Here is a 15,535-nt window from a genome sequence, read left to right as displayed (position 1 = left end):
CCTCAGGCAAGGCGTGGCTGTCCACGCCGCACCCGTCCTTCGATCAATTTGACGACGACGTTGGAAACAAGCGTGATGGCGAGGTAAAGAAATGCCGACGCCAGGAAAAACAGGAAGTAATGTTTGGTGCTTGCCCCGGCGAGACGGGTGGCGAGCGCCAGCTCCTGATAACCGACCACCGCAACCAGCGCACTGTCCTTGGTGACCGACATCCATAGATTGGCAAGACCCGGCAGCGCATTGGGCAGAAGTGCCGGCAGCAGGACGCGGCGAAACCTCAGGACCGGTCCCATGCCAAACGCCTTGGCGGCGTCGATCTGCCCGGCGGGGATGGCGAGGATCGCGCCGCGCAGCACCTCCGTCATGTAGGCGCCCTGAACGAACCCCAACACGGCGACGGCCGCCATGAAGCCGTTGACCTCGACAGGCGGCAGGTTGAGAGCCGCCAGCAGCCGATTGAGACCATCGGTGCCCGCATAATAGAGCCCGACAATCAGGATCAATTCCGGAACGGAGCGGATCACCGTCGTATAGAGATTAAGCGGAAGCCGGAGCAGAGGATGACCCGAAAGCTTTCCAAGCGCCCCGGCCGTGCCGAGCAACAGCCCGATCGCGAAAGCGCAGGCCGAGATGGCGACCGTGGCGACCGCACCTGCCAAAAGCACGCCGCCCCATCCCGGAGGATAGGGAGACAGCAGGTCCAGAATACCTTGTTGCGCGCTCGCCATCTGATGATTGCTTATTTCGCGCCGTAGATGTCGAAGTCGAAGTATTTCTTCGTGATCGCGTCATACTGGCCGTTGGTGTGAACCGCTGCTATTGCCTTGTTCAGCTTGGCTTTCAGTTCGGTGTCGTCCTTGCGCAGGCCGCCCGAAACGCCGGCTCCGAGTATCTCCCTGTCATCGGCAACGTCGCCCATTTTCACGCAGCAATCCTTGCCGCCATCGCTTTTCAGAAAGGCGTCGAGTGCCAGTGAATCGCCGAAGACATAGTCGATGCGGCCGGCAGCGAGATCCTGAAATGCCTCATCGAGCGTCTGGTAGGTCTTTTCGTCAGCGACACCGGCAAAATACTTCTTGTAATATTCGGACTGAATGGTCGAGACCTGAATGCCGATGGTCTTGCCCTTCACATCTTCAGCCGCGGCGCCCGGCGTCTGGTCTTTGGGGCCGATCAGCGTGCTCGGCGTGTTGTAATATTTGTCGGTGAAGTCGATCACCTTCGAGCGCTCCGCCGTGTTCGACATGGACGACCAGATCACATCGAACTTCTTGCTCTGGAGAGCGGGAATGAGGCCGTCCCAGGAAATATCGACGATGGAGCATTTTTCCTTCATCTCCTCGCAGACCGCGTTCATCAGGTCGATTTCCCATCCGTGCCAGGTGCCCGAGGCGTCCTTGGCGAAGAAGGGCGGATAGGATTCATTCATGACGCCGAAGCGGACTTCGGCCTGTGCCGTGACGGCCGACAGTGCAAATGCCGCGCCGGCGAAAAACATGGGAAGCAGTTTCATTCGCAAGGTTTCTCCTGATGGTGTTGTCGATGATGGCGGGGTGGTCGTCAGTGGGCGATAAGGCCGGTAAATTCCCGGCATCGGGCACTGATGGGTGCCCCGAATATCTGCTCCGGCGGACCTTCTTCTTCGATCTGTCCATGATGCAGGAAGAGAACGCGGTTCGAGACATCGCGGGCGAAGCGCATTTCGTGGGTGACGATCAGCATGGTTCTGCCCTCTTCCGCGAGATCGCGGATGACTTTGAGAACCTCGCCGACCAGTTCCGGATCAAGCGCCGAGGTCGGTTCATCGAACAGCATGACATCAGGATCGACGCAGAGCGCTCTGGCGATCGCCGCGCGCTGCTGCTGCCCGCCGGAAAGGAAGGCCGGGTAGGTGTCGCGCTTTTCAAAAAGTCCGACCTTGTGAAGCAGGGCCTCGGCTTTTTCGACCGCCTCCCGCCGCGGCATGCCCATGACATGCACCGGCGCCTCGATGACGTTTTCCAGCACGGTGCGATGCGCCCATAGATTGAAGCTCTGAAAGACCATGCCGAGCCCGGTCCGCAGCCGTTCAACCTGCCGCCAGCTGCGCGGCTGCAACCGCCCGTCGCGCCCGGCTTTCAGCGCTATCTCCTCACCGTTCACGGCAATACGACCGCGATCGGGCGTTTCCAGAAAATTGATGCATCTGAGGAAGGTGCTTTTGCCGGAACCGGAGGAACCAATGATGGAGATCACATCAGACTTATGGGCCTGCGTCGAAATCCCTTTGAGAACCTGATGCGAGCCGAAGCTTTTATGGAGATCTTCGACACGAAGAGCAGGAAAGGGTTGGTCTGGCATGCATGGTTCCGACTAAAATGAATTTGCGGAGGATAATGACAAAAGGACGCGGTTTTTTCGCGCAATTTCCATCTAATTTGCATTTTTCATGCAAAATAATCTTTCCTTTGCGGTATATAAGGCGAAATACATGAATTGCCGCTGCGAAAACCCGACTGGATTGCATAATGGAACAACTGGATCGTTTTGACCGTGACATTCTCGATATCGTTCAGCGCGACTGCCAGATGAAAGCCGAGACCATCGCCGAACGCGTGGGTTTGTCGGCCTCAGCCGTGCAGAGACGATTGAAACGCCTGCGCGAGGACGGGATTATCAAAGCGGAAGTTGCCGTCGTCGATCGGAAGGCGACGGCAACGTCGATGGTGTTCATCGTTGGCATGGAGATCGAGCGGGACAATTATGACGCGCTGGCGAAGTTTCGCGTCTGGGTGGAGAAGCAGGATCACATCCAGCAGGTCTATTACGTGACCGGCGCGGTCGATCTGATTGCGATCGTCACCGCCCGCGACGTCGAGCATTATGACGATATTGCCGCGCTGATCATGGCCGAAAACCCGCAGATCCGCCGAATGCACACGAATGTGGTGCTTCGGGACGTCAAGCTCGGCCTGTTTGTGCCTCCGGAATAATGACGGAAATGACCCTGCGGTCAGCTATCTGTCGAAGTTCCTCTCTCAACTCTGCGGCTTGCGCAACAAAGCCTGCGCGGTGGATTTCCGCTCAATCAGGCGCGACACGATCCTTGTGCTACGCGGCGGCTGATCCTGGTTGCGCGGCCGGTCAATCCGCTCAAGAAGCAAGGCAAGGGCGGCGGCTCCAGCTTCGCGACCAAACACCCGTACCGTCGTTAGCCGTGGTGAAATCTGGATGGCCGCAGAATAATCGCCAAATCCAACGACCGATACGTCATCCGGGATCCGATATGCTCCTTTTCAACTATCCACGCCCCAGAGTTCCGGGTTCCGTTTGAAATATTCAGTCAGCATTTCAGTGAGCACCCGCACTTTGCGGGTGGGATGCTGGCTGGGCGGGCGTACGACATAGGTGGCGCCCGGAGGGACGGGATAGCGCGTCATGATCGGCACCAATGCGCCGGAGGTCACATATGCATGCGTGATGCAATCGGGCAGCCAGCCGATGCCGAGACCTGCCGCCGCCGCTGCGGCAAGCGCTGTGGCGCTGTCGGCCTTGAACCTGCCCTGCGGTTGAACCGTGACGATTTTGTCGCCATCCAAAAACTGCCAGACTTCCGTTCCCTGCATCAGCGCCTGATGGTTACCGAGCTGCTCTACCGTTTCAGGGGAACCGTGCGCCTTGATGTAAGCCGGGCTGGCGACAAGCTTTCCATGGATCGGCCCGACGCGCTTCGCGATCAGGTTTGAATCCTGAAGGTAGGCACTCCGGATCGCACAATCGAAACCCTCTGCAATGAGATCGACCAAGCGATCACTATAGGAGGTATGAATGTGAAGCTGCGGGTGCAGATGCGCCATTTCCGCGAGCACGGGGGCGAAGTGGGTCGGGCCGAAAGTAAGCGGCATAGCAACCCTCAAGCGGCCGCGCAGCTCGCCGGTGGGAAGGATCGTTTCCCTGGCGGCATCGATCTCGGCGGTGGCCCTTGCCGCGTGTTCCCTGAACGTGATCCCCGCCTCCGTGAGCGCCGCGCCGCGGGTCGTTCGCGCCAGCAGCTGCACGCCAAGTTCAGCCTCCACCCGCAACAACCGCCGACTGACGATTGATTTGGAGACGCCGAGCCGACGTGCGGCGGCCGAAACACCACCGGCATCAGCGACTGCGACGAATGTCTGGAGATCTTCGATGTCCATTCCGGCGTTCCTCGTTTCGCGACACAGCTCGCCAGACTATGGCACTATCGCCCCACCAAAAGGAACAGCAAATTGCTTCCAGGCACGTCGCCCACTGACGCGTGTCCCTCTTGAACCCATCGCCGTCCATGACGGCAGAGAAAGGAAGTCTTGATGACCCTTCGTAACGGCCTCGATTCTCTTCTTCGTCCCGAAGATTCGGTCCTCGTTCTGATCGACCATCAGCCCTACCAGCTCGCAAATCTTAACAGCCACGATCCGCAGGCTGTGGTCAATCTCACGACCGCGCTGGCGAAGCTGGCAAAGGCTTTCAATGTTCCGACCATTCTCACCAGCGTGATCGCAGCGCGCGGCGGACTCCTCTTCAAGCAGATCACCGACGTATTTCCGGGCCAGGAGGTCATCGACCGGACTTGGGTCAACACCTGGCAGGACGAGAAGGTCGTGGACGCGGTCAAGGCGACAGGCCGCAAACAGCTGATCATCGCCGGGCTGTGGACCGAGGTTTGCGTGGCAATGCCTGTTATCCAGGCCGCCGGCGAAGGTTGGGACGTGACCGTGATCACCGACGCGTCGGGCGGGATTTCGAAGGAATCCCACGAAGTTGCCGTCCAGCGGATGATCGCGGCCGGCGCGAACCCGATGACCGTGATGGCGCTCGCTGGCGAATGGCAGCGCGACTGGGCGCGCACCGAGCATGTCGAAGAGCTGACCGAAATTCTCATCCAGCACTTCGGCGGCAGCGGCATCGCCTATCTTTGGGAGCAGCAGCTTCTCAATACGCCAGTCGCTGGCTGATCCCGGCCGACACAGCGAACATTTTTGTGAGGGCCGGAACGATTGGTTTGCCGGCCCTCACCGCCTTTAGCCCAAGGGGAAGCTCTCGACCTACAAGTCCGCTCAAGTGCAGAGATCGCGCGTGCCGCAGGGCCGCCACCCGCTACACTCCAGAGGGGAACACAACGGCCATGTTTCAGCTTTCACGCCTCCTTATTGCTCGTGCAAAGTGAGAATTCCTCGCCTCACGCAGAATTTGTTCGCCTGCTGAGAGCGAGCGAAAACCGCGACGGTGCCGGTCAGTGGCCACCAGTGCCGCCGGGTGTCACGAAAGCGTTAATGAAAGACATTAGAAACGCCGCCGGTCCGTTAAAAAGTGCACGGCTGTGCAAAGGCGGGCCAGCGCCGTTCCGATCTTTCCAAAAAGGGTCAGCGCTCAACAATTCCACTCGCCGAGAGCACTGGAGACAGAGATGAAACGCCGCACCTTCATGATATCAGCAGCAGGCGCTGCCGCTGGCCTTACCTTTGCGCCGCGCATGAGCTTCGCCGCCCCGGGCACGATCGACTGGTACACCAGTTCGGATACCAACATTCTCGACTTCTGGTCGAACATCATCAAGCCGGCTTTTGAAGCCGCCAATCCCGGTCTCAAGCTTAACCTGGTGGACGCCGGTGACGGCGCAGGCATCATCGCCATCGGCGAGCGCGCCGTTGCGGCTAAACAGACGGGCACCGATCCGCAGGCCGATTATTTCGAAACGGCCGATCCGCTGCTGCCCGCCGGTGCGATCGATGCCGGCGTTTACGTAAACATGGCTAAAGCCGGTCTTTCCAACTATTCGCGCGTCAACCCGCTTGCATTCCAGGGTGAATACAGCCTGCCTTATCGCGGCAGCCAGGTTCTGCTTGCCTATGATACGAGCAAGCTCAAGCCGGCGGATGCACCGAAGACCTGGGAGCAGCTGGTCACATGGATCAAGGCCAATCCCGGCCAGTTCGTTTATAACCGTCCCGACAAGGGCGGTTCGGGCGGCAATTTCGTCCGCCGCGCCATCCATCAGGCCAACGGTCTCGACCCCAAGGCCTTCACAGTTGCCAATTACACCCAGGAATTCGGTGACAAGGCTCTGGGCAAGGCCTGGGAGCTGCTGACCGATATCGCACCGTCGCTCTACGACAAGGGCGCTTATTCTTCCGGCAACACGCAGTCGCTGCAACTTCTGTCGCAGGGTGTGGTGACCATGACCCCGGTCTGGTCCGATCAGGTGCTTCAGGCGATCGATCAGGGCGTTCTGCCGAAGGAAACCGGCCTCGTCCAACTTCAGGATCTGGCGCTTTGCGGCAATTTCTCGCGCGCTGTGGTGCTGGCAAATGGCGCCAATCGCGACGCCGCGCTCAAACTGGCGAATTTCGTCCTCTCCGAAGAAATCCAGGGCGCAATCCTTACCGAACTCGGCGGTTTCCCCGGCGTTTCCTGGGACTATGTACCGGCCGATCTGCGCAAGCGCTTCGCCGACATCATTCCGCAGACCATTCCGACCTTCCCGGCCGGCAAATGGGAAACCGCCATCAATGACGGCTGGTACCGTCACGTTGCTCCGAACGTCGACCGCAAGTCGTGACCGAGGCAGCAGAAGGAGCGGTCCGTCCGCTCATCGACAATACGGCAGGCAGGAGGCCCATCGGCCTCCTGCTCGTCGCCATTCCCGTTTTTCTGGTGATCTGGCTCGTCATCTGGCCGGCCATCAATGCCATAGGCCGCACCGTCTGGCGTACCGGGACCAATGGAGAAACGACGTTCGATCTTTCGAGCTACGTCTTCTTCTTCTCGGATCGCTACAGCCTCGACAATCTTGCCGTCACGCTCTGGACCACGCTGGTCTGCGCCATGCTTCTTCTGGTGGTCTGCCTGCCGATCGCGCTCTATCTGCGTTTTTCCCAAGGCCGCCTTTCGGCCTATGTGCAGGCGCTGGCCATCTTTCCGATGTTCGTGCCCTCCATCATCCTCGCCTTCGCCTTCATCCGCGTGCTTGGGCCGAATGGCATGGTGGATATTCTGCTCAACGCGGTCGACCTGCCGAAAATCCGCACGCCCTATCTGACCCCCTGGGGACCGGTCATCGGCCTTGTCTGGGATAATATCCCGCTGACGGTGCTGATCCTTCTGGCGGGCCTCGGCAGCGTCGCCAACCAGTCCGTGGAAGCGGCGCGGGATGTGGGGGCCAATGCGCTACAGGTTTTCTGGCACATCATCCTGCCGCGCATTTCCAATTCCATTCTCGTGGCGCTTTCCTTTTCGGTGCTCGGTATCTTTTCCTCCTTCACCCTTCCTTATCTGCTTGGCCCCGCATCGCCGGAAATGATTGGTCCCTTCATGCAGCGCACCCTTCGCGACGTGCAGGATCCCATCGGCGCCATGACCCAAGCCGTTATCGCCTTCGGCTTCTGCATCGCCTTCGGCCTCTTTTATGTGCGCTCAGTCGCACGCAATCAGGGGAAGTAACATGGCCGCTTTTGCACCGGCGCGCAGGCGTCTCGACTGGCCCGGCATATTCTTCGCCGTCCTTCTGACCGTTGCGATCGTCGGGCCGCTCATCGTCGTCGGCACCTGGGCATTCACCGAAGTCTGGCGTTACCCCAACGTCGTGCCGCAACAGTTCGGCTTCCGCTTCTGGGGCCAGACGCTCGGACGCCCCGACGTGTGGAACGCCCTGATGCTGAGCCTGCAACTATCGACGACTGTGACCCTGCTTTCGGCGCTGATCTGCCTTCCTGCCGCCTATGCCTTTGCCCGCATGAGCTTTACCGGCCGCAACCTTTTGTTCTTCTCCTTCCTTGCCGGTCATGCCTTCCCGAAATTCGGGCTGCTGGTGGCGATTGCGGCAATCTTTCTGCAGCTCAACCTCATCGGCACCTTCTGGGGCGTCGTCCTGATCCAGCTCGTTGGCACGCTGATGTTCATGATCTGGATACCCGTCGCCGCGTTTCAGGCCGTCGACCGCCGCATGGAAGAGGCGGCCCGTGATGTCGGGGCCAGTCCCCTGCGGGTCTTCTGGTCGATTACGCTGCCGCAGGCCGGGCCGACCATTGCCGCCGCCGTGCTCCTGAGCTTCGTCGGCACCTTCTATGAAACCGAAGGGGCATGGCTCATCGGCGCACCCGGCATCCGCACGATGCCGGTGCTGATGATCAGCTACATCAACAACCAAATGGTCATCCAGTATGGCGCGGTCCTGTCCGTCGTGCTCTGGGTGCCGTCATTCATTGCCCTCATGTTCGCCCGCCGCGTCATCGGCGGCGGCGCCTTCGCCCGCGGCTTCGGCGGTTAGGAATATTCATGTCCGTACTTCATATCCGCGGGGTCACGAAAACCTTCGTCGGTGGCACCAAGGCAGTCGACAACTTCTCGCTCGACGTCGCCGATGGTGAACTCGTCTGCCTTCTCGGCCCGTCCGGTTCCGGCAAATCGACGCTGCTGCGCATGGTCGGCGGTTTCGAACAGCCGACCGGCGGGCAGATCACCATCGACGGTGAAGACGTCACCCATCTGTCACCGGAGCGCCGACCAACCGGCATGGTGTTCCAGAGCCACGCGCTCTGGACCCATATGAATGTCTTCAAGAACCTCGCCTTCGGCCTCAAGCTGCGACGCATGCCAGCCTCCCTCATCAAGGAGAAGGTCGAGGCCGTACTCGAACTGGTTGGGCTTTCCGGTTATGGCGAACGCGCCACCAGCCAACTTTCCGGCGGACAGCAGCAGCGCGTGGCGCTCGCCCGCTCGCTCGTCCTCGAGCCGAAAATCCTGCTTCTGGATGAGCCCTTCGCCAGCCTCGACCAGCATCTGCGCGAGCGTCTGCGGGAAGAGGTGCGCGATATCCAGCAGCGTCTCGGCATCACCACGCTGTTCGTCACGCATGGGCAGGACGAGGCTCTTTCCATGGCCGACCGCATTGTCGTGATGAAGGATGGCAGGACCGAACAGATCGACCGGCCGAACGTCATCTACCGCGAACCGCAGACCCCCTTCGTCGCCGGCTTCATCGGCACCATGAACCTGATCGAAGGCGTGGTTTCGGGCGGAGCCTTCACCCATGCTGGCATGACCGTGGCGCTGCCCGTCTCCGACGGTCCCGCCATTCTCGCCATTCGCCCCGAGGCCGTCGATCTGACGGCATCCGAGACGCCGCAGGCAAGCGTTCACCGGGTGACAGATTACGGTACCCATGGCCTTGTCGATCTCGATCTGCCCGATGGTATCAGGATCAAATCGATGGTCGCCCATCCCGATCTCTTCCGGGCCGGACAGGGGGTCGATATCCTGCCGCGCGCCGTCACGGCCTTTCGCGACAACCGGCAAATCTACCGGAGCTGACCATGAACATGCCTATCCTCCTCGAACGCGACGGCCATCGCACCTGGCTCAAATGGCATCGCGGCCGCCGCCGCGCCGCCGATCCCGCCTTCACCGGCGAGCGCATCATCGAGGCCATGTGCCTTGGCGCGAGCATCGAAGTCGATCTCGTCATTCACGCCGACCACGGCTGCGCCGTGCTGCATGATCTGACGCTGGAGCGGGAAACCACGGGCACCGGAAGGGTGCGAGACGCCTCCGCCGCCAGCCTGCGCCAGCTGCATCTGCGCGACAATCAGGGCCAGCCGGTATCCTCAAGGGTGATGCTGCTCGAAGACCTCTGCACCCTGCTCGCCCGCGAGATCATCCATCCCGATGCCCTGTTGCAGCTCGATTTCAAGGAAGACCGGCACGCCCTCACCCCGCAGGTCATCGCCGGTTTCAGCGCAAGCATCGCGCCATTGGCGGGCTCCATGATCCTGTCCGGCGGTGATTTCGACGCCATCGCCGCGCTTGCCGCATCGGTCCCCGATCTTAAGACGGGATATGACCCGTGTGAGGACGACACACTCACCAGGCTGCAGACGGGCGAAGACTTTTCCAACTTCATCGAACAGGCGCTCGCCACGGCACCGGCTGCCGGAATGATCTATCTCGATTACCGTATCGTCCTTGCCGCTGACGATGCCGGCATCGATATCATCGCCCCAGTCCACGCCGCCCGCCGCCGTGTCGATGCCTGGACCATCAACCGCATCACGCCGCAATCGATCACCGATGTCGAGCGGCTGTTGCGGCTCAAGGTCGACCAGATCACCACCGATGACCCGGAAGGGCTAACCGAGGCATTCAGCCAATGACCGTCAATTACACCGCCATTCTGGAAGACATGATCGCCACCACCCGCGAGGCCGGCGCATTGACGCTCGAGCATTTCAGGCGCTTCCGCGACATCGAGATCGGCGTCAAGGGACCGGGCGACTTCGTGTCCGATGCGGACCGGCAGTCCGAAACGCTGATCCGCGAACACCTGCTCGGCCGGTATCCCTGGGGGCTGACCGGCGAGGAATTCGCTCCGGTTGACGGGTCGGATGCCGAACATCGCTGGCTGGTCGATCCCATCGATGGCACCACCAATTTCATCTATGGCCAGCACTACACCATCACCATTGCGCTGCGCCGCGGCAACGAGACGATCTGCGGGCTCGTCTATAATCCCGTCGCCGACGAGATGTTCACCACGATCAAGGGCGAAGGTGCATATCTCAACGGCGAACGCCTGCGCGTCAATGCCAGCAACGATATCGCGCTCATGTGCGTCGGCACCGGCCTGCCAACACCCAATCTTTCGCTTTATCCCGGCGCCTATCAGCGTCTCGACGATATTCGTGCCCCCATCGGCGCGGTGCGGGTCGTCGGCAGCGCCGCCAATTCCTGCGCTTACGTGGCCTGCGGCCGGCTTACCGGTTATTACGAGGAGACGGGTTTTGTCGATACCGCAGCCGGTATCCTGCTCGTTGAGGAAGCCGGCGGCATCGTGACGGACTGGTGGGGGCGCGGGCCTGAAATCTACGAGCGAACCGGCACGCTGATCGTCGCCAATGCCGCAACTCATGCCTATCTTCTCGAGCGGCTTCGCGGCGTTCCGCCCAAGGATCCGTGAGCGGCGCGGCGCGTGGTCAGCGCGTATCCGCCAATATGCGCGGGCCTGCGAAGGAGAGCGTGATCAGTAACCGCCCGTCATCAGCACGGTTTCACCGGTCATGAAACTGCAGGCCTGCGACGACAGGAAGATGGCGGCACCCACCATTTCTTCCGGCTGCCCGGCGCGGCCCATCCAGTTCAGCGTCCGGACGTATTCCGCCCAGCCTTCGGGGTCCTCATCACGACGATGGGCATTGCGGTCGGTGTCGATGAGGCCGGGAGCAAGCGTGTTGAGCAACACATTGTCGCGCGCATAATCCCGCGCCTGACTCTGGATAAGATTATGCTGCGCAGCCTTGGTGGCGGCATAGGCGGTGACGATGCCCTTCGGCCGCAGCTGATTGACCGAGCCGATGGAAACCACCCTGCCCCACTTGCGGGCCGCCATGCGCGGCAGGGCCGCCTGCAGCATATCCACCGTCGAGCCCAGATTGACCGCCAGCTGAAACGCCAGATCGTCCGGCGTCAGTTCCGACAGCACGGCATTGATCTGGGCGCTGGCATTGATGACAAGAATATCGACCGGTGCGACCGCCTCGGCGCGTTCGATGACGTCACGACCGGCACCAGGCTCGGACAGATCGCCCGCCAGTTCCTGCGCCGTGCCGCCGCTTGCGACGATCCGGTGCTGCACGGCTGCGGCGGCGCCCGGCTTCACGCCATGCAGGATGACATGGGCGCCCGCGCCCGCCAGCCCCTCGGCAATGGCGGCACCTATGCCGCGGCTGGAACCGGTGACGAGCGCCGTGCGACCCTTCAACCCAAAGACGCTTTCGAGACGCATCCTTTATCCTTCAAACAGTGAGATGCGCGCGCCGGCAATTCCCGGGCGGCAGGAGAACAGGCCGCCGGAGAGCGGCGCGTCGGCGAGTGTGGATGCCGGCAGGCGCGTGCGGGCGCTGGTGATGAACAGTGTCGACAGGTCCGGCCCGCCAAAAGCGATGCTGGAAGGGCGCGGCACCGGCATGTCTACCACCTGGTCCAGCTTGCCGTTCGGAAGATATCGGCGCACGCACCAGCCATCCCAGATGGCGCACCAGACCCCTCCTTCCGCATCCACGGCCAGACCATCCGGCCGGCCATCGGCCACGGGAATGCGGGCGAATTCACGGCGCTGCGACAGCGCGCCCGTCGCCGGATCGCAATCATAGGCGTGGATGAGGCCGGGCACGGTATCGACGAAATAGAAGGTCCTGCCATCGGGGCTCCAGCCGAGACCGTTGGAAACGATGATGCCGCCTTCCTTGCGCTCGGATGCGCCATTGGCGTTGATGCGATAAAGCGCACCCGTGGGCTTGGAGGCATCGATGCGCATCGAGCCGACCCAGATCGCGCCATCCGGACCGCATTTGGCGTCGTTCAGGCGGTTGTCGGCGATGCCCGCCTCCGGGCTGACGAAGGGTGTCAGCCGGCCGGATGCGAAATCCAGCCATTCGACGCCGTCCTGCGACGCCACCAGCAATCGCCCGCCGGTGACCGGAATGACGGCGCTGACCAGCTTGCCGGTTTCGCAGGTTTCGTTGCGGCCAGTGGCGGGATTAAAGCGGTGCACCGCCGGATGCAGGATATCCACCCAGTAGAGCGCGTTTTCCCCCTCGTGCCAGACCGGGCTTTCCCCCAGCTGCGCACCCCATGGCAGAATGCAGCTGAGTTCGGCGCTGGGGCGACCCGTTGCCGAACGCGGGCGCGGCCGCGAGCTGATCGCCACGGCCCCGGCTGCACCGGTAATGCGGCGAGCGGCAGCAATCAATTCACGCCCGGCGGGATGGATATTGGAGGAATCCAGTCGCGATGACGGCCCGAGCGCAACGAGCACACCCATCGGCGTATTGTCCCGGCCCATGACAGGGGCGGCGACCGAATTCACCCCCGGCAGATGCTCCTCGTAGGAAATCGAATAACCCCGCGCCCGCGTCAGCGTCAGATCGGCCTGCAGCGCATCGAGGGTGGTGATGGTCTTGGGCGTCTGCAGATCGAGCGTCAGGCGATCCAGCAGGGCGCGGCCAACGGCGGGATCCTGAAAGGCGAGCAGCGCCTTGCCCGGTGCAGTGCAATGCAGGGGAACGCGGCGTCCCACCTCGACGCGCACCGAAAGACCGTTCGGCGAGCGTTCGGCGAGATATTGCGTCATGGTGCCGTCAAGCCGGCACAGCGCAACCGTCTCCCCCAGTTCAGCCGCCAGCCGCTCCAGCTCCGGGGTCGCCGCCGAGACGAGATCGAAGCTCTCCCAGACCTTATGGGACATTTCCAGAAAACGCTGGCCCAGCACATAGGTGCCACGGGCCTCATCCTGACGGACGAGGCCATAAGCGATGAGGGTGCGCAGGATGCGCGCGAATGTCGGCTTCGGCAAGCCGGAGGCGCGCAGCAACTCGGCAAAACGCAGCGGTTCCGGCGCATCGGCGACCATGTCGAGCAGGGTCAGCCCCTTGGCCAGCGCCGCCGTGCCGCCCGGCGTCTCCGGTTTCATTGCCTCTGCTCCTTCGCGAGTCGCTGCCGCCTTGCGGCCGCCGCGTCGTCCAGCATCCGGTCCATCGTCCATTCCGCTTCAAACCCCAAAGTGTTTCTGATCCGCTCGTTGGACGTATGGTAATAAACGCCGTCGCCGGGAAAATCGACTGTCACGATGGGCAGGCCGGTCAGCGCCGCAATCTTCGGCAGAAGCGCGGCGAAATCGGCCGGCTCATCGGCACCCAGATTGAAGGTGCCACCCGCCGCGTCGGGGTGATCGAGAGCAAGCAGAATGCCCGCCACCATGTCGCGCGTATCGGTTATATGCATACGGAACGGTCGGCCGTTTTCGTTGCGCGCCAGAATGTGCGACGGCTCACCGATATCGCGGGACTGGAGCAGTTCGGCGATGGCAGTATTTCCGAAATTCTGCTGCTGACGAATGCGCGGCCGCAGGAAAAAACGGGGACCGGAAAAGAAACTCTCCTCATCCAGCAGTTCCGCCGCATCCTGCGTATGCGAAAACCGCAGGATCACCGTTTCCATGGTGCCGCTTCGCTGGTGAAAGCGCACCAGCTCTTCGCCCAGAAGCTTGGTCAGACCATAGGGTGAATTGGGGCAAAGCGGATGGTCCTCGGTGACCGGCAGGAACTCCGGCCGGTTTTCCGGATAGACCTCACCCGACGAAGCGAAGACGAACCGCCGCACACCAGCCGCCGAAGCCGCATCCAGAAGCCGGCGCGTACCCTCGACATTGACGGCGAACATGCGGTCGCGATCCGCCGGAGCCCAGGACATGAAGGCGCCCAGATGCAGGACGGCGCTCACACCCTTGATGGCGTCGGACAGTGCCTGCGCATCCTCCAGCGACCCGACGACTTCCTCGCCGCCGGTTGCCGATGGTCTGAGATCAAAACCGCGAACGGCGCGTCCCTGTGCGCGCAAGGCGGCGACAACGGCACGGCCGACACGGCCTGCCGATCCGGTAACGAGGATCATAGCCGTGCTCCTGTCTTTGCATCGAAGAGATAAAGCTGGGCCGGATCGAAACCGAGCCGGAGCGCCTCATTGCCGGGAAGGTTGCCGGTATGCGAAACGCGCGCGATCAGCCCCTTGGACTTGCCCTCCTCGCCATCCGCAACCCTTGCGCCATCCGCATCGAAATAAACGTATTTTTCCGATCCCAGGCTTTCCACCAGCGTCGGGCGAACATCGAAGGTGACCGGCGCATCGCCCAGAACGAGATGTTCCGGCCGCAAGCCCACGATCACGCTGCCCTGACGGTCGACAGCGCCCGGCAGGGAAACCGGTTGCCCAAACAGGGTAACAGTGCCGTCACGCAGTTCGGCATTGAGGAAATTCATGCCCGGCGAGCCGATGAAACCGGCAACAAAAAGATTGGCCGGATTGTTGAAAAGCTCGTCGGGTGCGGCAATCTGCTGGATGATGCCGCCCTGCATGATGACGACGCGGTCCGCCATCGTCATCGCCTCGACCTGATCATGCGTCACATAAACGGTGGTGACACCGATGCGCTTGTGCAACGCGCCGATTTCGGCACGCATGTGGACGCGCAGCTTGGCATCGAGGTTGGACAGCGGCTCGTCCATCAGGAAGGCCTGCGGCTGGCGCACGATGGCACGGCCAAGTGCCACGCGCTGGCGCTGGCCGCCCGAGAGATCCTTGGGCTTGCGATCGAGATAGGGTGTCACTTCCAGAATGCGCGCCGCATCATCAACCCGGCGGTCGATCTCGGCCTTGTCCGTGCCGCGCATCTTCAGACCGAAGCCGATATTCTGGCGAACGGTGAGGTGCGGATAAAGCGCATAGTTCTGGAACACCATGGCGATGTCGCGGTCACCCGGCGCCAGATCCGTTACTTCGTTGTCGCCGATGAAGATCTGGCCTTCGCTTGCCGGTTCGAGACCGGCGAGGATTTTCAGCATCGTCGACTTGCCGCAGCCGGAAGGCCCGACCAGCACCACGAACTCGCCGTTCTCGATCTCAAGCGAAAACGGCCTGAGCACGTTGAGCGCGCCATAGGACTTGCTGACGTTGCGAATGGAAATATTGGCCATGC

At 61.7% G+C, this 15,535-nt stretch carries 16 protein-coding genes and 1 pseudogene; 8 read left to right on the top strand and 9 right to left on the bottom strand.

The genetic code is table 11. The features are described from left to right. Positions 1-2 precede the first annotated feature (2 nt). The 3 genes from DXT96_RS23850 to DXT96_RS23840 are packed head-to-tail and all read right to left on the bottom strand — an operon-like array spanning position 3 to position 2,340. Positions 3-728 carry an ABC transporter permease gene (locus DXT96_RS23850; RefSeq protein WP_153516754.1) on the bottom strand — a complete coding sequence of 242 codons (726 nt, stop codon included), beginning with the start codon at positions 726-728 and terminating at the stop codon, positions 3-5. A gap of 11 nt (positions 729-739) precedes the next feature. Next, entirely contained in the window at positions 740-1,513 is a 774-nt protein-coding gene (locus DXT96_RS23845; protein ID WP_153516753.1) for a transporter substrate-binding domain-containing protein, read from the bottom strand. A gap of 47 nt (positions 1,514-1,560) precedes the next feature. Further along, on the bottom strand, positions 1,561-2,340 hold the full coding sequence (locus DXT96_RS23840) for an ABC transporter ATP-binding protein (RefSeq protein WP_153516752.1): 780 nt from the start codon (positions 2,338-2,340) through the stop codon (positions 1,561-1,563). Between the two features lie 167 nt (positions 2,341-2,507). On the opposite strand from DXT96_RS23840, the gene DXT96_RS23835 reads away from it, so the two are divergent. Next, entirely contained in the window at positions 2,508-2,972 is a 465-nt protein-coding gene (locus DXT96_RS23835; protein ID WP_149901396.1) for an Lrp/AsnC family transcriptional regulator, read from the top strand. 45 nt (positions 2,973-3,017) lie between these two features. Here the strand turns inward: DXT96_RS23835 and DXT96_RS23830 are convergent. Then, positions 3,018-3,266: pseudogene (locus tag DXT96_RS23830) on the bottom strand (substrate-binding domain-containing protein); the annotation flags it as partial. 9 nt (positions 3,267-3,275) lie between these two features. After that, entirely contained in the window at positions 3,276-4,169 is an 894-nt protein-coding gene (locus tag DXT96_RS23825) for a LysR family transcriptional regulator (RefSeq protein WP_153516751.1), read from the bottom strand. 153 nt (positions 4,170-4,322) lie between these two features. Between DXT96_RS23825 and DXT96_RS23820 the strand changes: the two genes are divergently transcribed. The 7 genes from DXT96_RS23820 (at position 4,323) to DXT96_RS23790 (ending at position 10,963) form a co-directional block, all read left to right on the top strand. After that, positions 4,323-4,967, top strand: coding sequence for a hydrolase (locus DXT96_RS23820; RefSeq protein WP_153516750.1), 645 nt, complete (start codon positions 4,323-4,325; stop codon positions 4,965-4,967). A gap of 452 nt (positions 4,968-5,419) precedes the next feature. Next, the gene (locus tag DXT96_RS23815; RefSeq protein ID WP_153516749.1) at positions 5,420-6,571 is read left to right on the top strand and encodes an extracellular solute-binding protein; all 1,152 of its coding nucleotides are present in this window, start codon (positions 5,420-5,422) and stop codon (positions 6,569-6,571) included. 32 nt (positions 6,572-6,603) lie between these two features. Beyond that, a complete protein-coding gene (locus tag DXT96_RS23810) occupies positions 6,604-7,452 on the top strand; it encodes an ABC transporter permease subunit (protein ID WP_336510816.1) in 849 nt (282 codons plus the stop codon). A gap of 1 nt (position 7,453) precedes the next feature. Continuing rightward, entirely contained in the window at positions 7,454-8,278 is an 825-nt protein-coding gene (locus DXT96_RS23805) for an ABC transporter permease (RefSeq protein WP_153516747.1), read from the top strand. Positions 8,279-8,286: 8 nt separating this feature from the next. Next, positions 8,287-9,321, top strand: coding sequence for an ABC transporter ATP-binding protein (locus DXT96_RS23800; RefSeq protein WP_153516746.1), 1,035 nt, complete (start codon positions 8,287-8,289; stop codon positions 9,319-9,321). Between the two features lie 2 nt (positions 9,322-9,323). After that, positions 9,324-10,160 carry a glycerophosphodiester phosphodiesterase family protein gene (locus tag DXT96_RS23795; protein ID WP_153516745.1) on the top strand — a complete coding sequence of 279 codons (837 nt, stop codon included), beginning with the start codon at positions 9,324-9,326 and terminating at the stop codon, positions 10,158-10,160. Beyond that, complete coding sequence (locus tag DXT96_RS23790; RefSeq protein ID WP_153516744.1) at positions 10,157-10,963, top strand: inositol monophosphatase; 807 nt, start codon at positions 10,157-10,159, stop codon at positions 10,961-10,963. Before DXT96_RS23795 ends, DXT96_RS23790 begins: the two co-directional genes overlap by 4 nt. Positions 10,964-11,026: 63 nt before the next feature. Here DXT96_RS23790 and DXT96_RS23785 read toward each other — a convergent pair whose 3' ends face one another. From DXT96_RS23785 to DXT96_RS23770, 4 genes are read right to left on the bottom strand one after another with little or no spacing between them, the layout of a single operon-like run. Next, on the bottom strand, positions 11,027-11,788 hold the full coding sequence (locus DXT96_RS23785) for an SDR family NAD(P)-dependent oxidoreductase (protein WP_153516743.1): 762 nt from the start codon (positions 11,786-11,788) through the stop codon (positions 11,027-11,029). 3 nt (positions 11,789-11,791) lie between these two features. Next, complete coding sequence (locus DXT96_RS23780) at positions 11,792-13,474, bottom strand: SMP-30/gluconolactonase/LRE family protein (protein WP_153516742.1); 1,683 nt, start codon at positions 13,472-13,474, stop codon at positions 11,792-11,794. Beyond that, entirely contained in the window at positions 13,471-14,454 is a 984-nt protein-coding gene (locus DXT96_RS23775; protein WP_153516741.1) for an NAD(P)-dependent oxidoreductase, read from the bottom strand. Before DXT96_RS23775 ends, DXT96_RS23780 begins: the two co-directional genes overlap by 4 nt. Next, positions 14,451-15,533, bottom strand: a complete 1,083-nt coding sequence (locus tag DXT96_RS23770) for an ABC transporter ATP-binding protein (RefSeq protein WP_153516740.1) — start codon at positions 15,531-15,533, stop codon at positions 14,451-14,453. The genes DXT96_RS23775 and DXT96_RS23770 overlap by 4 nt, the downstream gene beginning before the upstream one ends. Between the last annotated feature and the right edge of the window lie 2 nt (positions 15,534-15,535).

This window comes from Agrobacterium sp. ICMP 6402, from assembly GCF_009498615.1.
Taxonomy (GTDB): Bacteria; Pseudomonadota; Alphaproteobacteria; order Rhizobiales; family Rhizobiaceae; genus Agrobacterium; species Agrobacterium burrii.
Note: the sequence above shows the minus strand (reverse complement) of the source record. Positions and strands in the feature narration are given on the sequence as shown.

Bases quoted from the DNA above. Each gene is read 5' to 3' on its own strand.
- DXT96_RS23795 (WP_153516745.1), top strand. From the start codon at position 9,324: ATGAACATGCCTATCCTCCTCGAACGCGACGGCCATCGCACCTGGCTC.
- DXT96_RS23775 (WP_153516741.1), bottom strand. From the start codon at position 14,454: ATGATCCTCGTTACCGGATCGGCAGGCCGTGTCGGCCGTGCCGTTGTC.
- DXT96_RS23780 (WP_153516742.1), bottom strand. From the start codon at position 13,474: ATGAAACCGGAGACGCCGGGCGGCACGGCGGCGCTGGCCAAGGGGCTG.
- DXT96_RS23790 (WP_153516744.1), top strand. From the start codon at position 10,157: ATGACCGTCAATTACACCGCCATTCTGGAAGACATGATCGCCACCACC.
- DXT96_RS23815 (WP_153516749.1), top strand. From the start codon at position 5,420: ATGAAACGCCGCACCTTCATGATATCAGCAGCAGGCGCTGCCGCTGGC.
- DXT96_RS23835 (WP_149901396.1), top strand. From the start codon at position 2,508: ATGGAACAACTGGATCGTTTTGACCGTGACATTCTCGATATCGTTCAG.
- DXT96_RS23800 (WP_153516746.1), top strand. From the start codon at position 8,287: ATGTCCGTACTTCATATCCGCGGGGTCACGAAAACCTTCGTCGGTGGC.
- DXT96_RS23770 (WP_153516740.1), bottom strand. From the start codon at position 15,533: ATGGCCAATATTTCCATTCGCAACGTCAGCAAGTCCTATGGCGCGCTC.
- DXT96_RS23825 (WP_153516751.1), bottom strand. From the start codon at position 4,169: ATGGACATCGAAGATCTCCAGACATTCGTCGCAGTCGCTGATGCCGGT.
- DXT96_RS23820 (WP_153516750.1), top strand. From the start codon at position 4,323: ATGACCCTTCGTAACGGCCTCGATTCTCTTCTTCGTCCCGAAGATTCG.
- DXT96_RS23850 (WP_153516754.1), bottom strand. From the start codon at position 728: ATGGCGAGCGCGCAACAAGGTATTCTGGACCTGCTGTCTCCCTATCCT.
- DXT96_RS23840 (WP_153516752.1), bottom strand. From the start codon at position 2,340: ATGCCAGACCAACCCTTTCCTGCTCTTCGTGTCGAAGATCTCCATAAA.
- DXT96_RS23805 (WP_153516747.1), top strand. From the start codon at position 7,454: ATGGCCGCTTTTGCACCGGCGCGCAGGCGTCTCGACTGGCCCGGCATA.
- DXT96_RS23845 (WP_153516753.1), bottom strand. From the start codon at position 1,513: ATGAAACTGCTTCCCATGTTTTTCGCCGGCGCGGCATTTGCACTGTCG.
- DXT96_RS23785 (WP_153516743.1), bottom strand. From the start codon at position 11,788: ATGCGTCTCGAAAGCGTCTTTGGGTTGAAGGGTCGCACGGCGCTCGTC.